The sequence below is a fragment of the Bradyrhizobium sp. C9 genome (assembly GCF_002532045.1).
GTDB lineage: Bacteria > Pseudomonadota > Alphaproteobacteria > Rhizobiales > Xanthobacteraceae > Bradyrhizobium.
On sequence record NZ_NWTG01000005.1, the window covers coordinates 107,267 to 125,467 of the forward strand.

The 18,201-nt window shown below is 65.1% G+C and carries 16 protein-coding genes; 3 read left to right on the plus strand and 13 right to left on the minus strand.

Annotated features, from left to right (window positions below; translation table 11 throughout):
* Window positions 1-88: 88 nt before the first annotated feature.
* The 3 genes from CO675_RS13460 to glsA are packed head-to-tail and all read left to right on the plus strand — an operon-like array spanning window position 89 to window position 5,245.
* On the plus strand, window positions 89-1,252 hold the full coding sequence (locus CO675_RS13460) for a TAXI family TRAP transporter solute-binding subunit (RefSeq protein ID WP_097672390.1): 1,164 nt from the start codon (window positions 89-91) through the stop codon (window positions 1,250-1,252).
* 47 nt (window positions 1,253-1,299) lie between these two features.
* A complete protein-coding gene (locus CO675_RS13465; protein WP_198964596.1) occupies window positions 1,300-3,363 on the plus strand; it encodes a TRAP transporter permease in 2,064 nt (687 codons plus the stop codon).
* Window positions 3,364-3,385: 22 nt separating this feature from the next.
* Window positions 3,386-5,245 (plus strand): glutaminase A, encoded by a 1,860-nt coding sequence (gene glsA, locus CO675_RS13470; protein ID WP_097672392.1) that lies wholly within the window; start codon window positions 3,386-3,388, stop codon window positions 5,243-5,245.
* A gap of 200 nt (window positions 5,246-5,445) precedes the next feature.
* On the opposite strand, the gene CO675_RS13475 is transcribed toward glsA, so the two are convergent.
* From CO675_RS13475 to CO675_RS13535, 13 genes are all read right to left on the minus strand, one after another.
* The gene (locus CO675_RS13475) at window positions 5,446-5,973 is read right to left on the minus strand and encodes a carboxymuconolactone decarboxylase family protein (RefSeq protein ID WP_097672393.1); all 528 of its coding nucleotides are present in this window, start codon (window positions 5,971-5,973) and stop codon (window positions 5,446-5,448) included.
* Window positions 5,974-6,391: 418 nt separating this feature from the next.
* Window positions 6,392-6,751 carry a Zn-ribbon domain-containing OB-fold protein gene (locus CO675_RS13480; protein WP_097672394.1) on the minus strand — a complete coding sequence of 120 codons (360 nt, stop codon included), beginning with the start codon at window positions 6,749-6,751 and terminating at the stop codon, window positions 6,392-6,394.
* Window positions 6,748-7,884: a thiolase family protein gene (locus tag CO675_RS13485; protein WP_097672395.1), complete on the minus strand. Its 1,137-nt coding sequence runs from the start codon at window positions 7,882-7,884 to the stop codon at window positions 6,748-6,750. Before CO675_RS13485 ends, CO675_RS13480 begins: the two co-directional genes overlap by 4 nt.
* 126 nt (window positions 7,885-8,010) lie before the next feature.
* On the minus strand, window positions 8,011-9,177 hold the full coding sequence (locus CO675_RS13490) for an acyl-CoA dehydrogenase family protein (RefSeq protein ID WP_028344637.1): 1,167 nt from the start codon (window positions 9,175-9,177) through the stop codon (window positions 8,011-8,013).
* Between the two features lie 11 nt (window positions 9,178-9,188).
* Window positions 9,189-10,388, minus strand: a complete 1,200-nt coding sequence (locus CO675_RS13495; protein WP_097672396.1) for a CaiB/BaiF CoA transferase family protein — start codon at window positions 10,386-10,388, stop codon at window positions 9,189-9,191.
* Between the two features lie 171 nt (window positions 10,389-10,559).
* Window positions 10,560-10,760: a hypothetical protein gene (locus tag CO675_RS13500; protein WP_097672397.1), complete on the minus strand. Its 201-nt coding sequence runs from the start codon at window positions 10,758-10,760 to the stop codon at window positions 10,560-10,562.
* 91 nt (window positions 10,761-10,851) lie between these two features.
* Window positions 10,852-12,384 carry a class I adenylate-forming enzyme family protein gene (locus CO675_RS13505; RefSeq protein ID WP_097672398.1) on the minus strand — a complete coding sequence of 511 codons (1,533 nt, stop codon included), beginning with the start codon at window positions 12,382-12,384 and terminating at the stop codon, window positions 10,852-10,854.
* 1 nt (window position 12,385) lies between these two features.
* The gene (locus CO675_RS13510) at window positions 12,386-13,558 is read right to left on the minus strand and encodes an acetyl-CoA acetyltransferase (RefSeq protein WP_097672399.1); all 1,173 of its coding nucleotides are present in this window, start codon (window positions 13,556-13,558) and stop codon (window positions 12,386-12,388) included.
* A 44-nt stretch (window positions 13,559-13,602) separates the two neighbouring features.
* Window positions 13,603-14,253, minus strand: a complete 651-nt coding sequence (gene eda, locus CO675_RS13515; protein ID WP_097672400.1) for a bifunctional 4-hydroxy-2-oxoglutarate aldolase/2-dehydro-3-deoxy-phosphogluconate aldolase — start codon at window positions 14,251-14,253, stop codon at window positions 13,603-13,605.
* Window positions 14,250-15,206 (minus strand): sugar kinase, encoded by a 957-nt coding sequence (locus CO675_RS13520; RefSeq protein WP_097672401.1) that lies wholly within the window; start codon window positions 15,204-15,206, stop codon window positions 14,250-14,252. The genes eda and CO675_RS13520 overlap by 4 nt, the downstream gene beginning before the upstream one ends.
* 26 nt (window positions 15,207-15,232) lie before the next feature.
* Window positions 15,233-16,219: a D-erythronate dehydrogenase gene (gene denD / locus CO675_RS13525; protein WP_097672402.1), complete on the minus strand. Its 987-nt coding sequence runs from the start codon at window positions 16,217-16,219 to the stop codon at window positions 15,233-15,235.
* Window positions 16,220-16,271: 52 nt separating this feature from the next.
* A complete protein-coding gene (locus CO675_RS13530; RefSeq protein WP_097672403.1) occupies window positions 16,272-17,195 on the minus strand; it encodes a carbohydrate ABC transporter permease in 924 nt (307 codons plus the stop codon).
* Window positions 17,188-18,147, minus strand: coding sequence for a carbohydrate ABC transporter permease (locus CO675_RS13535; protein ID WP_097672404.1), 960 nt, complete (start codon window positions 18,145-18,147; stop codon window positions 17,188-17,190). Before CO675_RS13535 ends, CO675_RS13530 begins: the two co-directional genes overlap by 8 nt.
* Window positions 18,148-18,201 lie beyond the last annotated feature (54 nt).

The window sequence follows — 18,201 nt, forward strand, 5'->3', positions numbered from 1 at the left end:
GCGCGTGTGGCGGCGTTGCCATCGCCAATTCGTGATGCAATCATTTCTCTCAAGAAAAGTTTCGCACAGCGAAACACTGGGAGGAATTATGCTTCTTCGGCTGATGGCGCTCGCGCCTGCCGCTCTTGCCGGCCTTTCTATCGTCGCTGCCCTGCCCGCCTCGACCGAGGACATCAAGCTGCCGCCGACCATGGCGGTGACCGCCTATGACACCGGCACCGCCGGGTTCAACATCGCGGTCGGCGTCGGCAAGATGATGAAGGACAAATACGGTACTGACGTCCGCGTGCTGCCGGCCGGCAACGACGTCGCACGTCTTGCACCGCTGCGCGCCAGGCGTGCGATCTCTGCCGCGATGGGATCGGGCACCTATTTCGCGCAGGAGGGCGTGTTCGAATTCGGCGCCAAGGAATGGGGTCCGCAGCCGCTGCAGCTGCTGCTGTCATCGGTCGACTGCAATTGCGGCGCGCTTGGCGTTGCGGCAGATGCCGGCGTCAAGGAGATGAAGGATCTGCGCGGCAAGCGCGTCGGCTTCGTGGTCGGCTCACCGGCGCTGAACCAGAACTCGCTCGCGATGCTCGCCTTCGGCGGCCTCACCCAGAGTGACGTCAAGGTCGTCGAGTTCGCGAGCTACGGCGCGATGTGGAAGGGCCTGATCAACAATGATGCCGACGCCGCCTTCGGCACCACGATCACCGGCCCCGCCAAGGAAGCCGAGACCTCGCCGCGCGGTTTGATCTGGCCGCCGCTGCCCGCCGACGACAAGGAAGGCTGGGCACGGGTGAAGAAGGTCGGCTCGTTCTTCTTCCCGCAAACCGCAACTTGCGGTGCCGGCATCTCGCCCGACAAGCCGATCCAGCTTGGCAACTACCCCTACCCGATCTTCGTCGCCTACGCCGCGCAGCCCGCCGATCAGGTCTATGCGATCACCAAGGCGATGATCGTCAACTACGACGCCTACAAGGATTCGGCGCCCGGTGCCGCCGGCCTCGGCGCCGACCGGCAGACCAAGAACTGGGTCGTCCCCGTGCATCCCGGCGCGGTCAAGGCGCTGAGGGAAGCCGGCCACTGGAGCGATGCGCAAGACGCGCACAACAACGCGCTTCTGAAGCGTCAGGAGGTGCTGGCCGCCGCCTGGACCGACTACGGCAAATCCAGCCCGCCCGCCGACGAAAAGGCCTTCCTCGACGGCTGGATGAAAGCGCGCGCGACGGCGCTTGCAACGGCCGGCATGCCTGATGGCTTCGAGTGAGACCTGCCGGGACCGCGGCCAAAATCAACAATACTGGGGGATGCGTGATGCCGGATACCGTCGCGGCTGCGCCCGCGAAGCGAATCGAGTTTGAGGATCCGCATGCCGGTCTCGACAATCTGCAGGAGGCCGAGGTCACGCGCGTGCGCACCCTGCGCGGGCTGTGGCGCTGGGCGCTGGTGGTTGCGACCGCGGCAACCATCCTGCTCTGCATCAACCAGCAATTCTCGCTGCGCTTCTTCATCGACTACACTCAGCTGACCACCGAATATTTCTATCTCCTGATCGCGCTGATGCTGCCCTTCACGTTCCTGATCTTCCCGGGATCGGAGCGGGCGCCGCTGAAGCGCATCCCCTGGTATGACCTAGTTCTGGCTGTCGCGACCTTCGCCGCCTCGATCTGGCTGATGCTGAACGTGCGCAAGGCGGCGCAATATGGCTGGGAGTCCGACGGCGCACCAAAGAATGTCATCATCGCCGGGCTCGTGATGTGGGTGATGCTGATGGAGGCGCTGCGCCGGACCGGCGGCTGGAGCCTGTTGCTCAGCGTGCTCCCCTTCACCGTCTATCCGCTGTTTGCCGAGGCCAGCTGGCTCGGCCCGTTCCGCGGTTCGCAGCTGACGCTCGACCAGACCACGGCCTATCACGTGCTGTCGGGCGAGAGCCTGCTCGGCATTCCGATCCAGGCCTTCGCCGACACCGTGATCGGCTTCCTGGTGTTCGGCACCGCGCTGATGATGACCGGCGCCGGAAAATTCTTCATCAACCTCGCCTTCGCGCTGTGCGGCACCTTCCGCGGCGGCGCCGCCAAGGTCTGCATCTTCGCATCCGGCCTGCTCGGCATGATGTCGGGCTCGATCGTCTCCAACGTGCTGACCGCCGGCACCATGACGATCCCGGTCATGAAGAAGAGCGGCTTCCGCGCATCCTATGCCGGCGCGATCGAGGCCTGCGCCTCGACCGGCGCCGTGCTGGCGCCGCCGGTGATGGGCGCAACCGCGTTCGTGATCGCGCAGTTCCTCAATGTCAGCTATGCCGAGGTCGCGGTCGCCGCGATCATTCCGGCTGCGCTGTACTATGTCGGCCTGTTCATGCAGGTCGATTCCTACGCCGCGCGGCACGGGCTGAAGGGCATTCCGCGCGCCGAGCTGCCGCGGGTGATGGATACGATCAGGGACGGCTGGTACTACGTCTTCGTAATCGCGCTCTTGATCGTGATGCTGTTGTACTTCAAGCGCGAGAGCCACGCGCCGTTCTACGCGACCGCGCTGCTGCTGGTGCTGAATCAAATCTTCTCCAAGGACACCCGCTGGACGGTGGGCACCATCGCCAGGTTCCTCGAGGTCAACGGCCGTACCTTCGTTGAGCTGGTCGGCATCCTCGCCGGCTGCGGCCTCCTGATCGGCGCGTTCTCGATGACCGGCGTGGTTTCGAGCCTCGCCAACGATCTGTTGACGCTCGCGGGCGACAACGCGTTCCTGCTGCTTGTGATGTGCGCGTTCACCAGCCTGATCCTCGGCCTCGGGCTGACCACGACCGCCTGCTACATCTTCCTCGCCATCCTGGTCGCACCCGCGTTGGAGAAGCTCGGGCTCAACCGGATGGCGGTGCACATGTTCATCTTCTATTGGGGCATGCTGTCGTCAATCACGCCGCCGGTCGCCATCGCCTCCTTCGCCGCGGCCGGCATCGCCGGCTCGCCCGCGATGAAGACCGGATGGGAATCGATGTGGGTCGGCAGCATCATCTATTTCATCCCATTCTTCTTCGTGCTGAACCCGGCGCTGGTGCTGCAGGGGTCGAGCCCTTACTTCGCCGGCCTCGGCCTGATGGCGCTCGCCGCGTGCGGCACGCTGTTCATCTGCGGGGGCATTCAGGGCTATCAACCCTTCGTCGGCGACCTGCGCGGCGCGGGTGCCCTGGAATGGCCGCTGCGGGTGCTGCTGGTGATCGGCGGCTTCGTGCTGGCGACGCCCGGCGGCGGCATCAATCCGCTGTCGCAGCTGCAGGTGACGATGCTGGGGCTTGCGATCCTCGTCCCGACTGTCCTGATCGCGCTGGCGCTGGTCCGCCGCCAGGCGCTGGTCCCGAACCAGTTGCGCGCGCCCTGATTGCGTTGCACAACAGGAGGCGATGAAACGATCGCCTCCTCCCGTCACCGCCACCACCACGGCCTGGTCCAGCTCGAAGCCGCCGCTGCTGCGGTTTCTGCACACATGTTACGCAGACTTCCTGCCGGAGGTTACCGGCGCGGTGGCCGACTACATCCCCGAGCTCGGCAAGGCCGATCCTGCCCATTTTGGCATCAGCCTCGCGACGCTCGACGGCCATGTCTACGAGGTCGGCGAGACCCGGGTGCCCTTCACCATCCAGTCGATGTCGAAGCCGTTCGTGTTCGCGCTGGCGCTGGACACGCTGGGCGCCGAGCGGGTGGAAAGCGTGATCGGCGTCGAGCCGTCCGGCGACCCCTTCAATTCGATCCGGCTCAATGCCGAGAACCACCCCTTCAATGCCATGGTGAACGCGGGAGCGATCGCCTGCTCCGGCCTGCTCCACGCCGACAAGGGCGACGGCGCATTCGACTACATCCGCCAGGCGCTCGGCCGCTTCGCCGGCCGTGAGCTCGATGTCGACGAGGCTGTCTACGCCTCCGAGAGCGCCACCGGCGACCGCAACCGGGCGATCGGCTATCTCTTGCGCACCAACAGCGTGATCACCGAGAATGTGCCAGCGGTGCTCGACGTCTATTTCCGGCAATGCGCCATCCTCGTCACCGCGCGCGACACCGCCGTGATGGCGGCGACCCTGGCCAACCGCGGCATCAATCCGCTGACCGGCGAGCAGGTGGTGACGCCCTACGCGATCGCACGCACGCTGTCGGTAATGACCTCGTCGGGCATGTACGACTACGCCGGCGAGTGGATTTACCGCGTCGGCATCCCCGCCAAGAGCGGCGTCGGCGGCGGCATTTTGGCGGCGCTGCCGGCGCGGCTCGGGCTCGGCAGCTACTCGCCGAAGCTCGACAAGCACGGCAACAGCGTGCGCGGCATCAAGGTCTGCGAGGCACTGTCGGCGCATTACGATCTGCACATGCTGAACCGCAGCGACGACGCCCGCCACAGCATCATCGCCGACTACAATATCGGCAAGAACCCGTCACGCCGGGTGCGGCGGCCGCAGGAGCAGGAGATCCTCGCAAAGCACTTCCAGGAGGTGCGCGTGATCGAGCTGGTCGGCACGCTGTCGCTCTCCAATGTCGATTACGTCTCGCGCCGCCTCGCCGGCAGCCCGCGACCGGAGTTCGTGATCTTCGACCTGCGCCGCGTCACCGCGACGACCCGCGCCGGCGCGCGATTGGTGGCGGAAGCCTTCCAGGAGCTGGCCGAGCTCGGCGTCACCGTGATCCTGTCCGGCATCAAGCGGACCTCGCGGGAATGGACCACGATCAGCGAGTGGACCAACCGGCTCGGCAACATCAGGGATTTCTATCTGCTCGACACTGCGATCGAATGGGCCGAGGACCAGATCGTCTATCGCTATGGCGGCTCGATCGACTTTCTCGAGACCACGGAGCTTGCCGAGCAGCCGCTGCTCGCCGGATTGAGCGAAGCCGAGATCGCCGACCTCACCTCACTCTGCGCGATCAGGGCCTACCGACCGAATGAAAAGATCATCGCCGCCGGCGATGAGGCGACCTCGCTGTTCTTTCTGCGCAGCGGCGTCGTCCACGTCACCCTGCCCGACGGCATCCGGCTCGCGACGCTGACTGCCGGCATGGCATTCGGCGAGATGGCGCTGCTGGAGCCGAAGCGGTCGGCCGACGTGGTCGCCGACATGTCGGCCACCGCCTATGAGGTCGCGATCGGGGATTTCGAGCGCTTCCGCGAGCAGCATCCGCGCGCCGGCGAGCGGATCATGCGCAACCTCGCGCAGATCCTCGCCGAGCGTCTGATCGTGGCCAATGCGAAGGTCGATCTGCTGACGTCGGGGTAGCTATAGCCTGCCGTCGCAGGCGCGCCCGGCCAAAATATCGAAAACAACCCCATGCAAAGTAGCCGGCGGCTGCCGGCGTTCGACATGGCAACTTGACACGTCGGGCAACTCAGTGATATTTTTCCATTATTCCGAAATCGCGCAAGCACCCCTTAGCCCCGCCCTTCGCGGGGCGAGGCAGGAGCCGCACGGCTCGACGTCTAGCTCACCACTTCCGTCACCGGCTGCATGTCGATCTCGAACGTCTCGAGGAACTTCGACGTCATGATGTAGAAGCCGACCGAGAGCTGGAGCTCGATCAGCGCGGCCGGCGAGAGCAGCGCCGCGATCGCCTTGAAGGTCGCATCGGTCGGCTTCTTCAGCTTGACGATCTCGTCGGTGAAAGTCAGCGCCGCACGCTGCACCTCGTTGAAGCAGGTAGCCTGCTGCCAGTTCTCCAGCGCGGCATTCTGCTCGTCGGTGACGCCCACGTTCTTGCCGATGCGCTTGTGCGCGACGATCTCGTAAGGCGCCTCGCATAGAATGCCGGTGCGCGTGATCGCGAGTTCGCGCACCACCGGATCGAGCTCGCCCTTGTGACGGATCGCGCCGCCGAGCCGGCAGTACTGCTCAAAGTAAGCAGGCGAATGCGCCATCATGCGAAAGATGTTGGCGTTGCGGTTCTTGTCGAGGATCTCGCGCGTGCGCGGGCTTGCCTTCGCGGGATCGGAGTAGTCGATACGGGCCATTTCCTAACCTTGATCTCTGTCGTTTCTGTCCGGTTCCGAAACAGTATCCGCCGACCGTCGCAGGAGCAACACGCGCGAGTCAAATTGCCGCCGCATTCCCAGACAACCCTGACACAGTCGACGTTCGCTGAGTGGGGACTCATCAAAAGCGAATGCTCGACGCGGGGTGTTCCGAGTACAAAATCTGGCCGTCGTGCGCGCAATTTGCGCCACGATGAGTCATGCCCAAGTCTAGGGGAAACGCATGAAGGAAGCCACCAAGAGGGCGGCCTCGGAAGCGCTTGCGCAAATGCTGGCGGTGACGGCGATGCTCGTCATCGCCAGCTTTGTCTTTTATTGGCGATAGTATCTGCAACTGGAGGGGCAAGGGCGAACCTGATCAGACTGGTCTTGCGTACTGACTGGATCGCTCAGCCCCTCATTCTGCCTTTGCGAAATACGGAACCAGCCGTCCGGCGAATTGCCTGAAGCGCGCCGAGACCTTGTCGCCGATGGCAAGGTCGTTGTCGCCATGCGCCATCATGCGAAAGCCCTCGTCGGCATCCACGAGCACGATGTTGTAGGGCACATGCGCCCGGGTCTCCGGCGTCGCGGCGCGGCAGACCAGCGACGTCGCATACACCGTCCCTGCCCCGCTCGCGCGATGCTCGGCGAGGTCAGGCGAGCCGCACGCCGCGCAGAAGCTGCGGCGGAAATATTGCCGCGCGCCGCAGGCGTTGCAGGTCTGGTAGACGATGGCTTCCGCACCCTTGGTCCAGTCCGCGATCGGTCCGCTCATCGCACCCGCTCCAGGAACATGCTGACATGGGAGGACAACACGCCGCCGTCGCCATGCAGCAGCGCCACCGAGGCGTCGCGCACCTGGCGATTGTCGGCACGGCCGGTCATCTGCAGATGGGTTTCGACCAGATGCGCCATCGCGCCGCCGACGCCGCAATGGCCGTAGCTGAGCAGGCCGCCATGGGTATTGAGCGGCATCTCGCCATCCTGATTGAAGTAGCCGGCGCGCACCCGCGCAGCCGCTTCGCCGCGCCTGGCGAGGCCGAGATCTTCCAGCAGCATCGCGAGCGTGATCGTGAAGCTGTCGTAGACCGCGGCGTAACGCACGTCCGATATCGCGATGCCCGACACTGCTTTCGCCTTCGTGATCGAAATCTCGGCGCCGAGCTCACTCAGCGCGGGCGCGGCCGTGACGTGCTGGTGGGTGTGCGCTTGGGCGCAGCCGCGGACCTGCACCCGCCGCTCGCCGGTCGGCTCGCGGCTGACTACGCAGGCCGCGCCGCCGTCGGAGACCGGGCAGCAGTCGAGCAGTTTCAACGGCATCGCCACCGGCTTCGAGGCCAGCACGTCGGCAACCGTGATCTGCTCGTGGAATTGCGCGCCAGGATGCGTCAATGCGTGCTTGCGCATCAGCACTGCGAACTCGGCGAGGTCTTCCTGCGTGAGCCCGTATTCATGCATGTAGCGCGTCGCGACCAGGCCGTAATAGGCCGGGATCGTCGGCCCCAGCGTGACCTCGTAGTCGGGATGGCCGACCTGGGCCAGCGCCTGGATCGAGGCGTCGCGGCTCTGCCCGGTCAGCCGGTTCTCGCCGCCGACCACCAGCACGTGTTTGGCCACGCCGGCATCGACCAGATGATGCGCCAGCATGGTCATCGCGAGGCCCGTCGCGCCGCCGACCTGTACGGCGTGGGCATAGGACGGACGAATACCAAAGTGCTCGGCGAAAACCGTCGCCAGCATGATGTGGGGCGAGACGGTGGAGTAGCCACACAAGATGCCGTCGATGTCGGCGCGCTTCAGCCCGGCATCGGAGATCGCAAGCTCGGCCGCCTTGCTCATCAGGTCGAGCGAGGACAGGCCCTCATGCTTGCCGTAGGACGTGAGGCCGACGCCGGTGACGAAGCTCATCTGTTCACCTCGATCCGCTGTCATTCCGGGATGGCCCGAAGGACCAGACCGCAGATGCGCAATTGCGCATCGGGGAATAGATTCCGGGCTCGATGCTCCGCATCGCCCCGGAATGACGGGTTAACATCAATACGACTTCGGAAGGCCGAGCACCTTCTCGCCGATGAAGCTGAGGATGAGCTGCGGGCTGATCGGCGCGATGCGCGGAATCAGCGACTCCCGCAAATAACGCTCGACGTGATATTCCTTGGCGTAGCCGAAGCCGCCATGGGTCATCACCGCCTGCTCGCAGGCGTGGAAGCCGGCTTCCGCCGCGAGATACTTCGCCGAGTTCGCGGCTGGGCCGCACGGCAGGTTCTGGTCGTACTGCCAGCCGGCGCGCAGCACCATCAGCCAGGCTGCTTCCAGCTCCATCCAGCATTTCGCCAGCGGATGCTGGATCGCCTGGTTCATGCCGATCGGGCGGTTGAACACGATACGGCCCTTGGCATATTCCGATGCCCGCTTCAGCGCGATCTGGCCGAGGCCGACGGCTTCGGCCGCAATCAGGATGCGCTCGGGGTTCATGCCGTGCAGGATGTATTCGAAGCCGCGGCCCTCCTCGCCGATACGGTCCTCGACCGGGATCTCGAAATTCTCAAAGAAGAGTTCATTGGAATCGACGGGCTTGCGGCCCATCTTCTCGATCTCGTGCACGGTGACGCGCTTGCGGTCGAAATCCGTGTAGAACAGGCTGAGGCCGTGGGTCGGGCTGCGCACCTCCTCCAGCGGCGTGGTGCGCGCGAGCAGCAGGATCTTGTTGGCGACCTGCGCGGTCGAGATCCACACCTTCTGGCCGTTGACGATGTATTTGTCGCCCTGGCGCACGGCGCGGGTCTTGAGCTGGGTGGTATTGAGGCCGGTGTTGGGCTCGGTCACCGCGAAGCAGGACTTGTCGCGGCCGTCGATGATCGGCGGCAGCATGCGCTGGCACTGTTCCTTGGTGCCGAACACGACGACCGGATTGAGCCCGAACACGTTCATGTGCACCGCCGATGCGCCGGACATGCCGGCGCCGGATTCGGAGATCGTGCGCATCATGATCGCAGCATCGGTGATGCCGAGCCCGGAGCCGCCATATTCCTCGGGAATGCAGATGCCGAGCCAACCGGCATCGGCCAGCGCGCGGTGGAAGTCGGCCGGATAGCCGCCCTCCTTGTCCTTCTTCAGCCAATAGGCCTCGTCAAAGCGCGAGCAGATTTTTGCGACGGCGTCGCGGATCGATTCCTGGTTGGCCGAGAGTGCGAAATCCATCTGTCGTGCTCCTATGCCTTCGCCGCTTTGGCCGCGCCGTCGCGCACCATCGCCGCAATCTCGTCAATGGAGAAACCTGCTTCTTGCAAAATCTCCGTGCTGTGCTCGCCGAGCCGCGGCGCCAGCCGGCTTGGCTCGACCTTGGTTTCCGACCAGCGTGCCGACGGCGTCATGCTGCGGATACGGCCCTCGGTCGGGTGGTCGACCACCGGGAAGACGCCGGTCGCGACCATGTGCGGGTCCTCCAGCAGGCTCTCGAGATCATGCATCGGCATCACGGGCACGTCGGCCGTCTCGAGGATCTCGTTCCACTCGGCCGTAGTCTTGGTCTGCAGGATGCGCGCGAGCTCGGCGTAGACGACGTCGATGTTGGTGGCGCGGCCGGCGAAGGTCGCAAATTTCGGATCGCTGCGCAGATCATCGCGGCCGGTCGCCTTGAAGAAATTCTCCCACTGCTTGTCGTTGTAGACGATCACGCAGATATAGCCGTCCAAGGTCTTGTAGGGCCGCCGGTCCGGAGACAGATGGCGCGCGTAGCCGCCCTTGTCGAGCGGCGGATCGTAGGTCAGGCCGCCCATGTGGTCGCCCATCACGAAGCCGGCCATGGTCTCGAACATCGGAATGTCGACACGCTGGCCCTGCCCGGTGCGGTCGCGATGCACGAGGCTCGCGCAGATCGCGCCGACCGCGGTCAGCCCGACGATGCGATCGACCAGCGCATTCGGGACATAGCGCGGCACGCCGTCGGAGGTCTGCGCCATCAGCGCCGGCAGCGCGGTGGCGCCCTGGATTAGGTCGTCATAGGCGGGCTTGGCGGCGTATGGTCCTTCCTGGCCGAAGCCAAACACGCCGGCATAGATCAGCTTTGGATTGACCTTGGCGACGACGTCGTAGCCGAGCTGCAGCCGCGCCATCGCCTGCGGCCGCACATTGTAGACCAGCACGTCGGCCTGCGCGATCAGCCGCAGCACCGCCTCGCGCCCGGCCGGCTTCTTCAGATCGAGGCAGACCGAACGCTTGCTGCGGTTGGTGTTGAGGAAGACCGGCCCCATGCCGGGATGCCGCGTCGGACCGATCTGCCGCGTCACGTCGCCGTCAGGCGATTCCACCTTGATGACGTCGGCGCCGTAATCGCCAAGCATCTGGGTGGCATAGGGCCCCATCAGCACGGTCGTCATGTCGACGACCTTGATACCCTGCAGTGGTCCCATCGTGCTGTTCGCTCCCGGATGTTCTGGATTGAATCCTAGTAACGGGAGGTCTTTGCCGAGATCAAGCTGCGCCGGGCGTATGGGCGTATGCGCGGCGGCGGCCGGATCGTTTCCGCGCGGCGGAACGCAGGGCGGACGAGACGAAGTGCGCCACCGCCGGCTCGCTGCCGGCTACTGCCCGGTCATCGCCTCGCGCGCCTTCAGGAACTTTTCCAGTTCCGCGTTCTGCTGCTCGAGCCGCTCGGCGATGCGCTCCTCGACTTCGGCGCCGGCGGCGCCCGCGGCCTGCTCGATCAGCTGCCTGATATTGTCCCGGAGGATTGCGATGCGATCGTTCAATTCCGACAGCGACAGGGACGTCTCGATACCCATGGTCCGTTCTCCCGGTGACAGGCGCGAGCAGCTTAGCGCGGCCGGAGGCCGCGGCCTATCCCTTTGCAGATTCCTTGGCCGATCCTTTGGCCTACCCTCGGGCCATCATCTCCCGCAGCGCCGTCTTCAGCACCTTGCCGTAATTGTTCTTTGGCAGGGCATCGAGATAGACATAGCGCTTCGGCCGCTTGAAGCGGGCGATCGAGGCCAGGCAATGCGCATCGAGCCTGCCGTCGTCGGCGGCAGCACCCTCCTCGAGCACGACGCAGGCGACGACGATCTCGCCCCATTCCGGATCCGGCACACCGATCGCCGAGACCTCGCGGACGTCAGGATGCGTCAGCAGCGCTTCCTCGACCTCGCGCGGATAGATGTTGGTGCCGCCGGAGATGATCACGTCCTTGGAGCGGTCCGACAGCGTCAGGAAGCCGTCGGCATCGAGCCGGCCGACGTCGCCGGTGCGCAGCCAGCCGTCCTTCAGCGTCTCGGCATTGGCCTTCGGATTGTTCCAGTAGCCGAGCATCACGGTTAAGCCCTTGACCTCGATCTCGCCGGTCTCGCCGGCGGGCAGCGGCTTACCGTCCTTGCCGGTGATGCGCACGGTGACGACGCTCTGGGCGGTGCCGACCGACGCCAGCCGCTCGAGATAACGGGGATGATCGCTCGCGCGATGCCAGTCACGTGACAGCGCAGTGATCGTCATCGGCGACTCGCCCTGGCCGTAGATCTGCACGAAACGCTGGCCCATCGTCGCGATCGCGTCGGTGATGTCGGCCGTGTACATCGGCCCGCCGCCATAGATGATGGTGCGCAGCCCCTCGCCGACCTCGCCGCGCTTCTTGGCGGCATCGACCAGACGGCGCACCATGGTGGGCGCCGCGAACATCACGACATTGTCGAGCTGCCGGCCGAGGTTGAGCACCTCGTCCGGATCGAACCCGCCGGTTTCGGGAACGACGTGGCGGCCGCCCATCCGGACATGCGGGAAATTGTACAGCCCAGCGCCATGCGAGATCGGCGCCGCATAGAGCGAGGCATCGTTCGGCGTCGCCGGATCGACGTCGGCGAGATAGCACAGCGACATCGCAACCAGATTGCCGTGGCTGAGCATCACCCCCTTGGGGCGGCCGGTGGTGCCGGACGTATAGAACAGCCAGGCGAGATCGTTGGTTTCGCGCGGCAGCGGCGCAGGTGCCCCCTCTCCGCTCCGCATCGCCCTGTAGGCGTCGCTGTCGACTGACAGCATGGTCATGCCGGCGGGGCAGTCGTCCTTCGCCTCAAGCAGCGCACCGATCGTGTCATCGGACACGAAGGCCAGTTTGGCGCCGCCATTGCCGCAGATCCATGCCGCCTCGCGGCCGTGCAGTTTTGCGTTGATCGGGATCGCGGCGGCGCCGATCCACCAGATGCCATAGAGGCATTCGAGATATTGCGTGCAGTTCGATGCAAACAGCGCAATGCGGTCGCCGGCGGCGATGCCGTGATCGCGCGCCAGCGCCGCCCCGATCGAGGCGGCGCGGCGGGCGAAGGTTGCGTAGTCGGCGTCGAGGTCGAAGCCGGTCAGCAGCGCCGGCGCGTCGGGTCGCGCCCGCGCCGTCGCCGCCAGCCATTCGGCAATGTTCAAGCTACTTCGCCGGCTCGAGGATCGAGACGTAGTTGGCGACCGCAGCGCCGCCCATGTTGAAGATTCCGCCGATCTGCGGGTTCTTGAGCTGCATGCCCTCGGGCGCCTGCCCGGCGAGCTGCATCGCGCTCATCACGTGCATGGAGACGCCGGTGGCGCCGATCGGATGGCCCTTGGCCTTGAGGCCGCCGGACGGATTGATCGGCAGCTTGCCGTCCTTCTGGGTCCAACCTTCCATGATGGCGCGCGCACCCTGCCCCTTCGGCGTCAGACCCATCGCTTCATATTCGATCAGCTCGGCGACCGTGAAGCAGTCGTGGGTTTCGACAAAGGACAGATCGGAGAGCTTCAGGCCAGCCTTGTCCAGCGCGCGCTGCCAGGCAACGGTGCAGCCTTCGAACTGCAGGATGTCGCGCTTGGACATCGGCAGGAAATCCTGTGCATGCGCGGTCGCGCGGATGTTCACCGCCTTGCCCATGGTCCTGGCGGTCTCGGCATCGGCCAGCACCAGCGCGGCGGCGCCATCCGACACCAGCGAACAGTCGGTGCGCTTCAAGGGGCCGGCGACATAGGGGTTCTTCTCACTCTCGGCGCGGCAGAACTCGAAGCCGAAATCCTTGCGCATCTGCGCATAGGGATTGGCGACGCCGTTCTTGTGGTTCTTGGCGGCGATCATCGCCAGCGCGTCCGACTGGTCGCCGTATTTCTGGAAATAGGACTGCGCGATCTTGCCGAACACGCCCGCGAAGCCGCCGACCGTGTCGCCGTCCTCGGGCAGATACGATGCCTTCAGGAGGTTCTTGCCGATCTCCGGCCCCGGCGTCTTGGTCATCTGCTCGACGCCGACCACCAGCACGATCTTGGCAGCGCCCGCCTCGATGGCGCGAATGCCCTGATGCACGGCGGCTGAACCGGTGGCGCAGGCGTTCTCGACCCGGGTGGTCGGCTTGAAGCGCAGCGCCGGATTGGCCTGCAGCACCAGCGAAGCCGTGAAATCCTGCGGCGAGAAGCCGGCGTTGAAATGGCCGAGCATGATCTCGTCGACGTCGGACGCGGCAATGCCGGCATCAGCGAGCGCCTCGTTGGCGACCTTGACGACGAGACCCTCGACGGTCTCCGCGTCAAACTTTCCGAATGGCGTGTGCGCCCAACCCACAATGCTGGCTGCTGTCATGGCCGTATCTCCCTGTTCCTGTTCGGGAGTTATGTAGCGTATCTTCAGCCGGCTTTCAGCGTTTTCATCGCCTTCGCGCACATGGCGGTTATGCCCGCCCAGTTGCCGGCGCGGATATCGGCCGCCGGGCACAGCCAGGAGCCGCCGACTGCCAGCACATTGGGCTCGGCAAGCCAGGTCGCAGCGTTGGCCTCGCCGATGCCTCCGGTCGGGCAGACCCTGACGTTCGGGAATGGACCGGCCAAGGCGCGCAGTGCCTTGATACCGCCGGCCTGCTCGGCCGGGAAGAATTTGACGACGTCGAAGCCGTGCGCCAATGCCTGCATCAACTCGGAGGCGGTTGCGATCCCCGGCGCGAAGGGCAGCCCGCTGGCTGCGACCGCCTTCAGCAGTTCGGGCGTCGCCCCCGGGCTGATGCCGAATTTGGCGCCGAGCGCCTCGGCGCGCGCCAGATCGTCGCCATTGAGAATGGTGCCGATCCCGACCACCGCGTCGGGCACCTCCGCGATGATGGCCTTGGCCGCATCGGCCGCGACCGCGGTACGCAGCGTCACCTCCAGCGTCCGCACGCCTCCCGCGACCAACGCCCTCGCGAGGGGCACGGCGTCGGCAAGCCGCTCGATGGTCAGCACCGGGATCACGGTGGCCTGGCGGATCAGCTCGGCGATCCGGTCCTGCTTTGATGTCGTCGTCATTGCGAGGCCTTGCGGGATGGTGGGGGACGAGGCGCCTTCTTCGGCGGCATGGCGTAGCGGGGAATGATCGCACCGGGATAGCACACCACGACGCCGGCCAGACGATGGCCTGCGCGCGCCGCCTCCTCAGGCTCGGCGCCGCCGAGCCGCGCGGCCAGATAGGCCGCGGCAAAACTATCGCCGGCTGCCGTGGTATCGACCACCGGTTTCGGCAGCGGCTCCGCCCTCACCTCGCGCGTTCCGCCGGCGGAGCGCACGATGCAGGCGGGCTCGGCCAGCTTCAGCACCACCTCGGGGCTCGAGATGCCGGCGAGCAGCGCCGTGTTGCTCTCGCCGGGATAGAGCGGCGCCAGATCTTCCGTCGAGGCCAGCACGATATCGGCGGTCTCGAACGCGCTGCTGAAGACTGTTCGCGCGACATTCAGGTCCGGCCAGCCGCGGGCGCGGAAATTGGTGTCGAACGCAAAGCGCGTGCCGAGCAGCCGCGCCCGCTTCAGCGCCGCCATCAACCGCTCCCGTCCATCCTCGCGCAGGATCGAGAGCGTGATTGCAGAGAGATAGACGAGGTCGTACGTCGCGAGCGAGTTCAGGATATCGGCCGTCTCGGGCAGGTCCATCAGCTCACGCGCGGCGGCGCTGTCGCGCCAGTGGAAGAAGCGCCGCTCGCCCTTGTCGTCGGTCTGGATCAGATAGAGCCCCGGCAGCTTGCCTGCCAATCGCGCGACATGCTTGGTGCCGATGCCTTCGCTCGCCCACCCCGCGATCATCTCATCGCTCAGCACATCATCGCCCAGCGCGGTGATATAGTCGATGTGGACGCCGAGCCGGGACAGATAGACGGCGGTGTTGAGCGTGTCGCCGCCAAAGGCGCGCGAATACAGCCCTCCGAGCTGGCCGCCCGGAGCCTGGCGCAACTCGATCATGCATTCGCCGATGCTGGCGACCCTGGTCATGCCAAGACCCGCGTGCCTGAGCCGAGCTAGGCGGCGAACTTGCCGCCCAGCTCGTCCTCGATGTGGATGCGGATGATGTCGTCGAACGTCTTCTCGGCGGTGGTGAAGCCGAGCTTCAGCGCGCGATCGGTGGCGAAATCGCGCGGCCAGCCCGAGACGATGCCGATGATGGTCGGATCCGGCACCCGCTTGATCCGCGCGGTGACGTTCTTGCCGGCAACGCGCTCCAGCGAGGCGATCTGCTCGCCGACGCTGACGCACATTCCGGGCATGCTGAGATTGCGCCGCGGCCCCATCGCATTGAGGTCCATCGTGCCGGCGTGAACCAGGAAGCCGACCGCCGATTTCGGCGAGGCGTGCCAGTGCCGCACATCCTCGGACACCGGCAGCACCGCCTCCTCGCCCGCCAACGGCTCGCGGATGATGTTGGAGAAGAAACCCGACGCGGCCTTGTTCGGCTTGCCCGGCCGGACGCAGATCGTCGGCAGCCGGATCGAGATCCCGTCGAGCAGACCCTTGCGGGTGTAATCGTTGATCAGCAGCTCGCAGATCGACTTCTGCGTGCCGTAGCTCGTCAGCGGCGTATGGAAGAACTCGTCGCCGATCTTCTCGGGGAACGGCGCGCCGAACACCGCGATCGAGGAGGTGAACACCAGCCGCGGCTTGTAGCCGCCGCCGACGGCGCGGATCGCGTCGATCAGATAGCGGGTGCCGTCGAGATTGATGCGGTAACCCTTGTCGAACTCGGCCTCCGCCTCGCCCGACACGATCGCGGCGAGATGGAAGATCACATCCGGGCGCTCGGCGATCAGGGGCGCCGCGGCGCCGGCATCGGCGAAATCGGAAGCGACGACATTGACCGGAATCGCGGCGTTGGCGGGCTTGGCCGGCGCCACCACGTCCTGCAAGGTCATCCTGCTGATGTCCTGCTTGCCGAGCCGGCCCTCACGCAACAGACGCTCGGTCAGCTTGCGGCCGACCATGCCGGCGGCGCCCAGAATCAGAATGTGCACGACCCTGCTCCTTTTCTTCTCTTGCTCGAATTCAGCTGCGGGCCTTGCGCGCTTATTCCTTCACGGCACCCGTCATCGCCGAGACATAATGCTCAACGAAGAAGGCGTAAAGAATAACCAGCGGCAGCGAGCCGCATAGCGCCCCTGCCATCAGGGAACCCCAGCGATAGATGTCACCGTCAACGAATTCATTGACGATGGCGACCGGCACGGTCTTGTTCGGGGTCGATTGCAGGAACGTCAGCGCGTAGATGAACTCGTTCCAGCACAGCGTGAAGCAGAAGATGAAGGCCGAGATCAGGCCGGGAATCGCCAGCGGCAGCACGATCTTGATCAGGATCTGCCAGCGGCTGGCGCCGTCGATCAGCGCGCACTCCTCGAGCTCGAACGGAATGGTCTTGAAATAGCCCATCAAAAGCCAGGTCGAGAACGGGATCAGGATCGTCGGATAGGTCAGGATCAGCGCCATCGGCGAGTCGAATAGACCGTACTGGAACACGACGGTCGCGAGCGGAATGAACAGGATCGACGGAGGCACCAGATAGGCCAGGAAGATCAGGCCGCCGACGACGTTGGCGCCCTTGTAGCGCAGCCGCACGATGGCATAGGCCGCGAGCACGCTCGCGATGATCGAGAGCACGGTGGCGCCGATCGCCACGTACATCGTGTTCCAGAGCCAGTGCGGATAATAGCTCTCGAACAGCAGCTTGTGGATGTGCTTGAAGGTCGGATTCCAGGTCCAGAACGGATTGTACTTGTCGAGGTCGAGCAGCTGGTCATCCGGCTTGATCGCGGTCAGCCCCATCCAATAGAACGGGAACAGCAGGATGATCACGATGATCGACAGCGGGATGTAGAGCGTCACGATCCGCCGCGGCACCGACTGCAGATAGCTCATGCCCTCGCTGTTGTCGACGCGCGCCGACGTCGACAGGATGGACTTGAGATCGACCTTTTGGGCAGGAAGATCAGTCATTGTTTTCACCCTGTTGCCACTTCCGGCGCTGCAGGCCGAACCAGGACACCATGATCGCGGCGAGCAGGAACGGGATCATCGCGCTCGAGATCGCAGCGCCCTCGCCCAATTGTCCGGCGATGATCGCGCGCTGGTAGGACAGCGTCGCCATCAGATGGGTGGCGTTGACCGGGCCGCCGCGGGTCATCGCCCAGATCAACTGGAAGTCGGTGAAGGTGAACAGCACCGAGAACGTCATCACGACCGCGATGATCGGCGTCAGCAAGGGATAGGTGATGAAGCGGAACATCTGCCAGCGCGAGGCGCCATCGAGCGTCGCCGCCTCGTAGAGCGAAGGCTGCACGGTCTGCAGGCCTGCCAGCAGCGTGATTGCGACGAACGGTACGCCGCGCCAGATATTGGCGAAGATCACGCAGATGCGGGCCCAGGTGGTGTCGCCGAGGAAGTTGATGTTCTGGGTGATCAGGCCGAGCTGCTTCAACGACCAGGAGATGATCGAGAACTGCGAATCGAAGATCCACCAGAACGCCAGCGCCGACAGCACGGTCGGCACGATGAACGGGATCAGCACCGCGGCGCGCAGCAGCGCCTTGAACGGCATGCGCTCGTTGAGCAGCAGCGCGAGATAGAGCCCGACCGCGAACTTCACCGCGCTCGCGATGGAAGTGTAGAGCAGCGTATTGAACACCGACAGCCAGAAGATGGAATCGTCCCACAGCCACTCATAGTTCTCGGTGCCGATGAAATGACCGACCCGGCCGATGCGGGTGTCGGTGAAGGACAGCCAGACCCCGAGCCCCAGCGGGTAGGCCAGGAAGAAAATCAGGAACGCCATCGCCGGCAACATGAACCAGAAGCCGAGCCAGTTCTTGTTGTGGCGCAGCTGATCCCAGGCGGTCGCTTCGCGGATTTCGGTCTTCGCACGTCGCGGCGCAAGGGCGATGTCAGCCATAGGCGATGTCCCGATTGCTCAAAGGATTGAGCATGACTACGCAATATTCCAGTG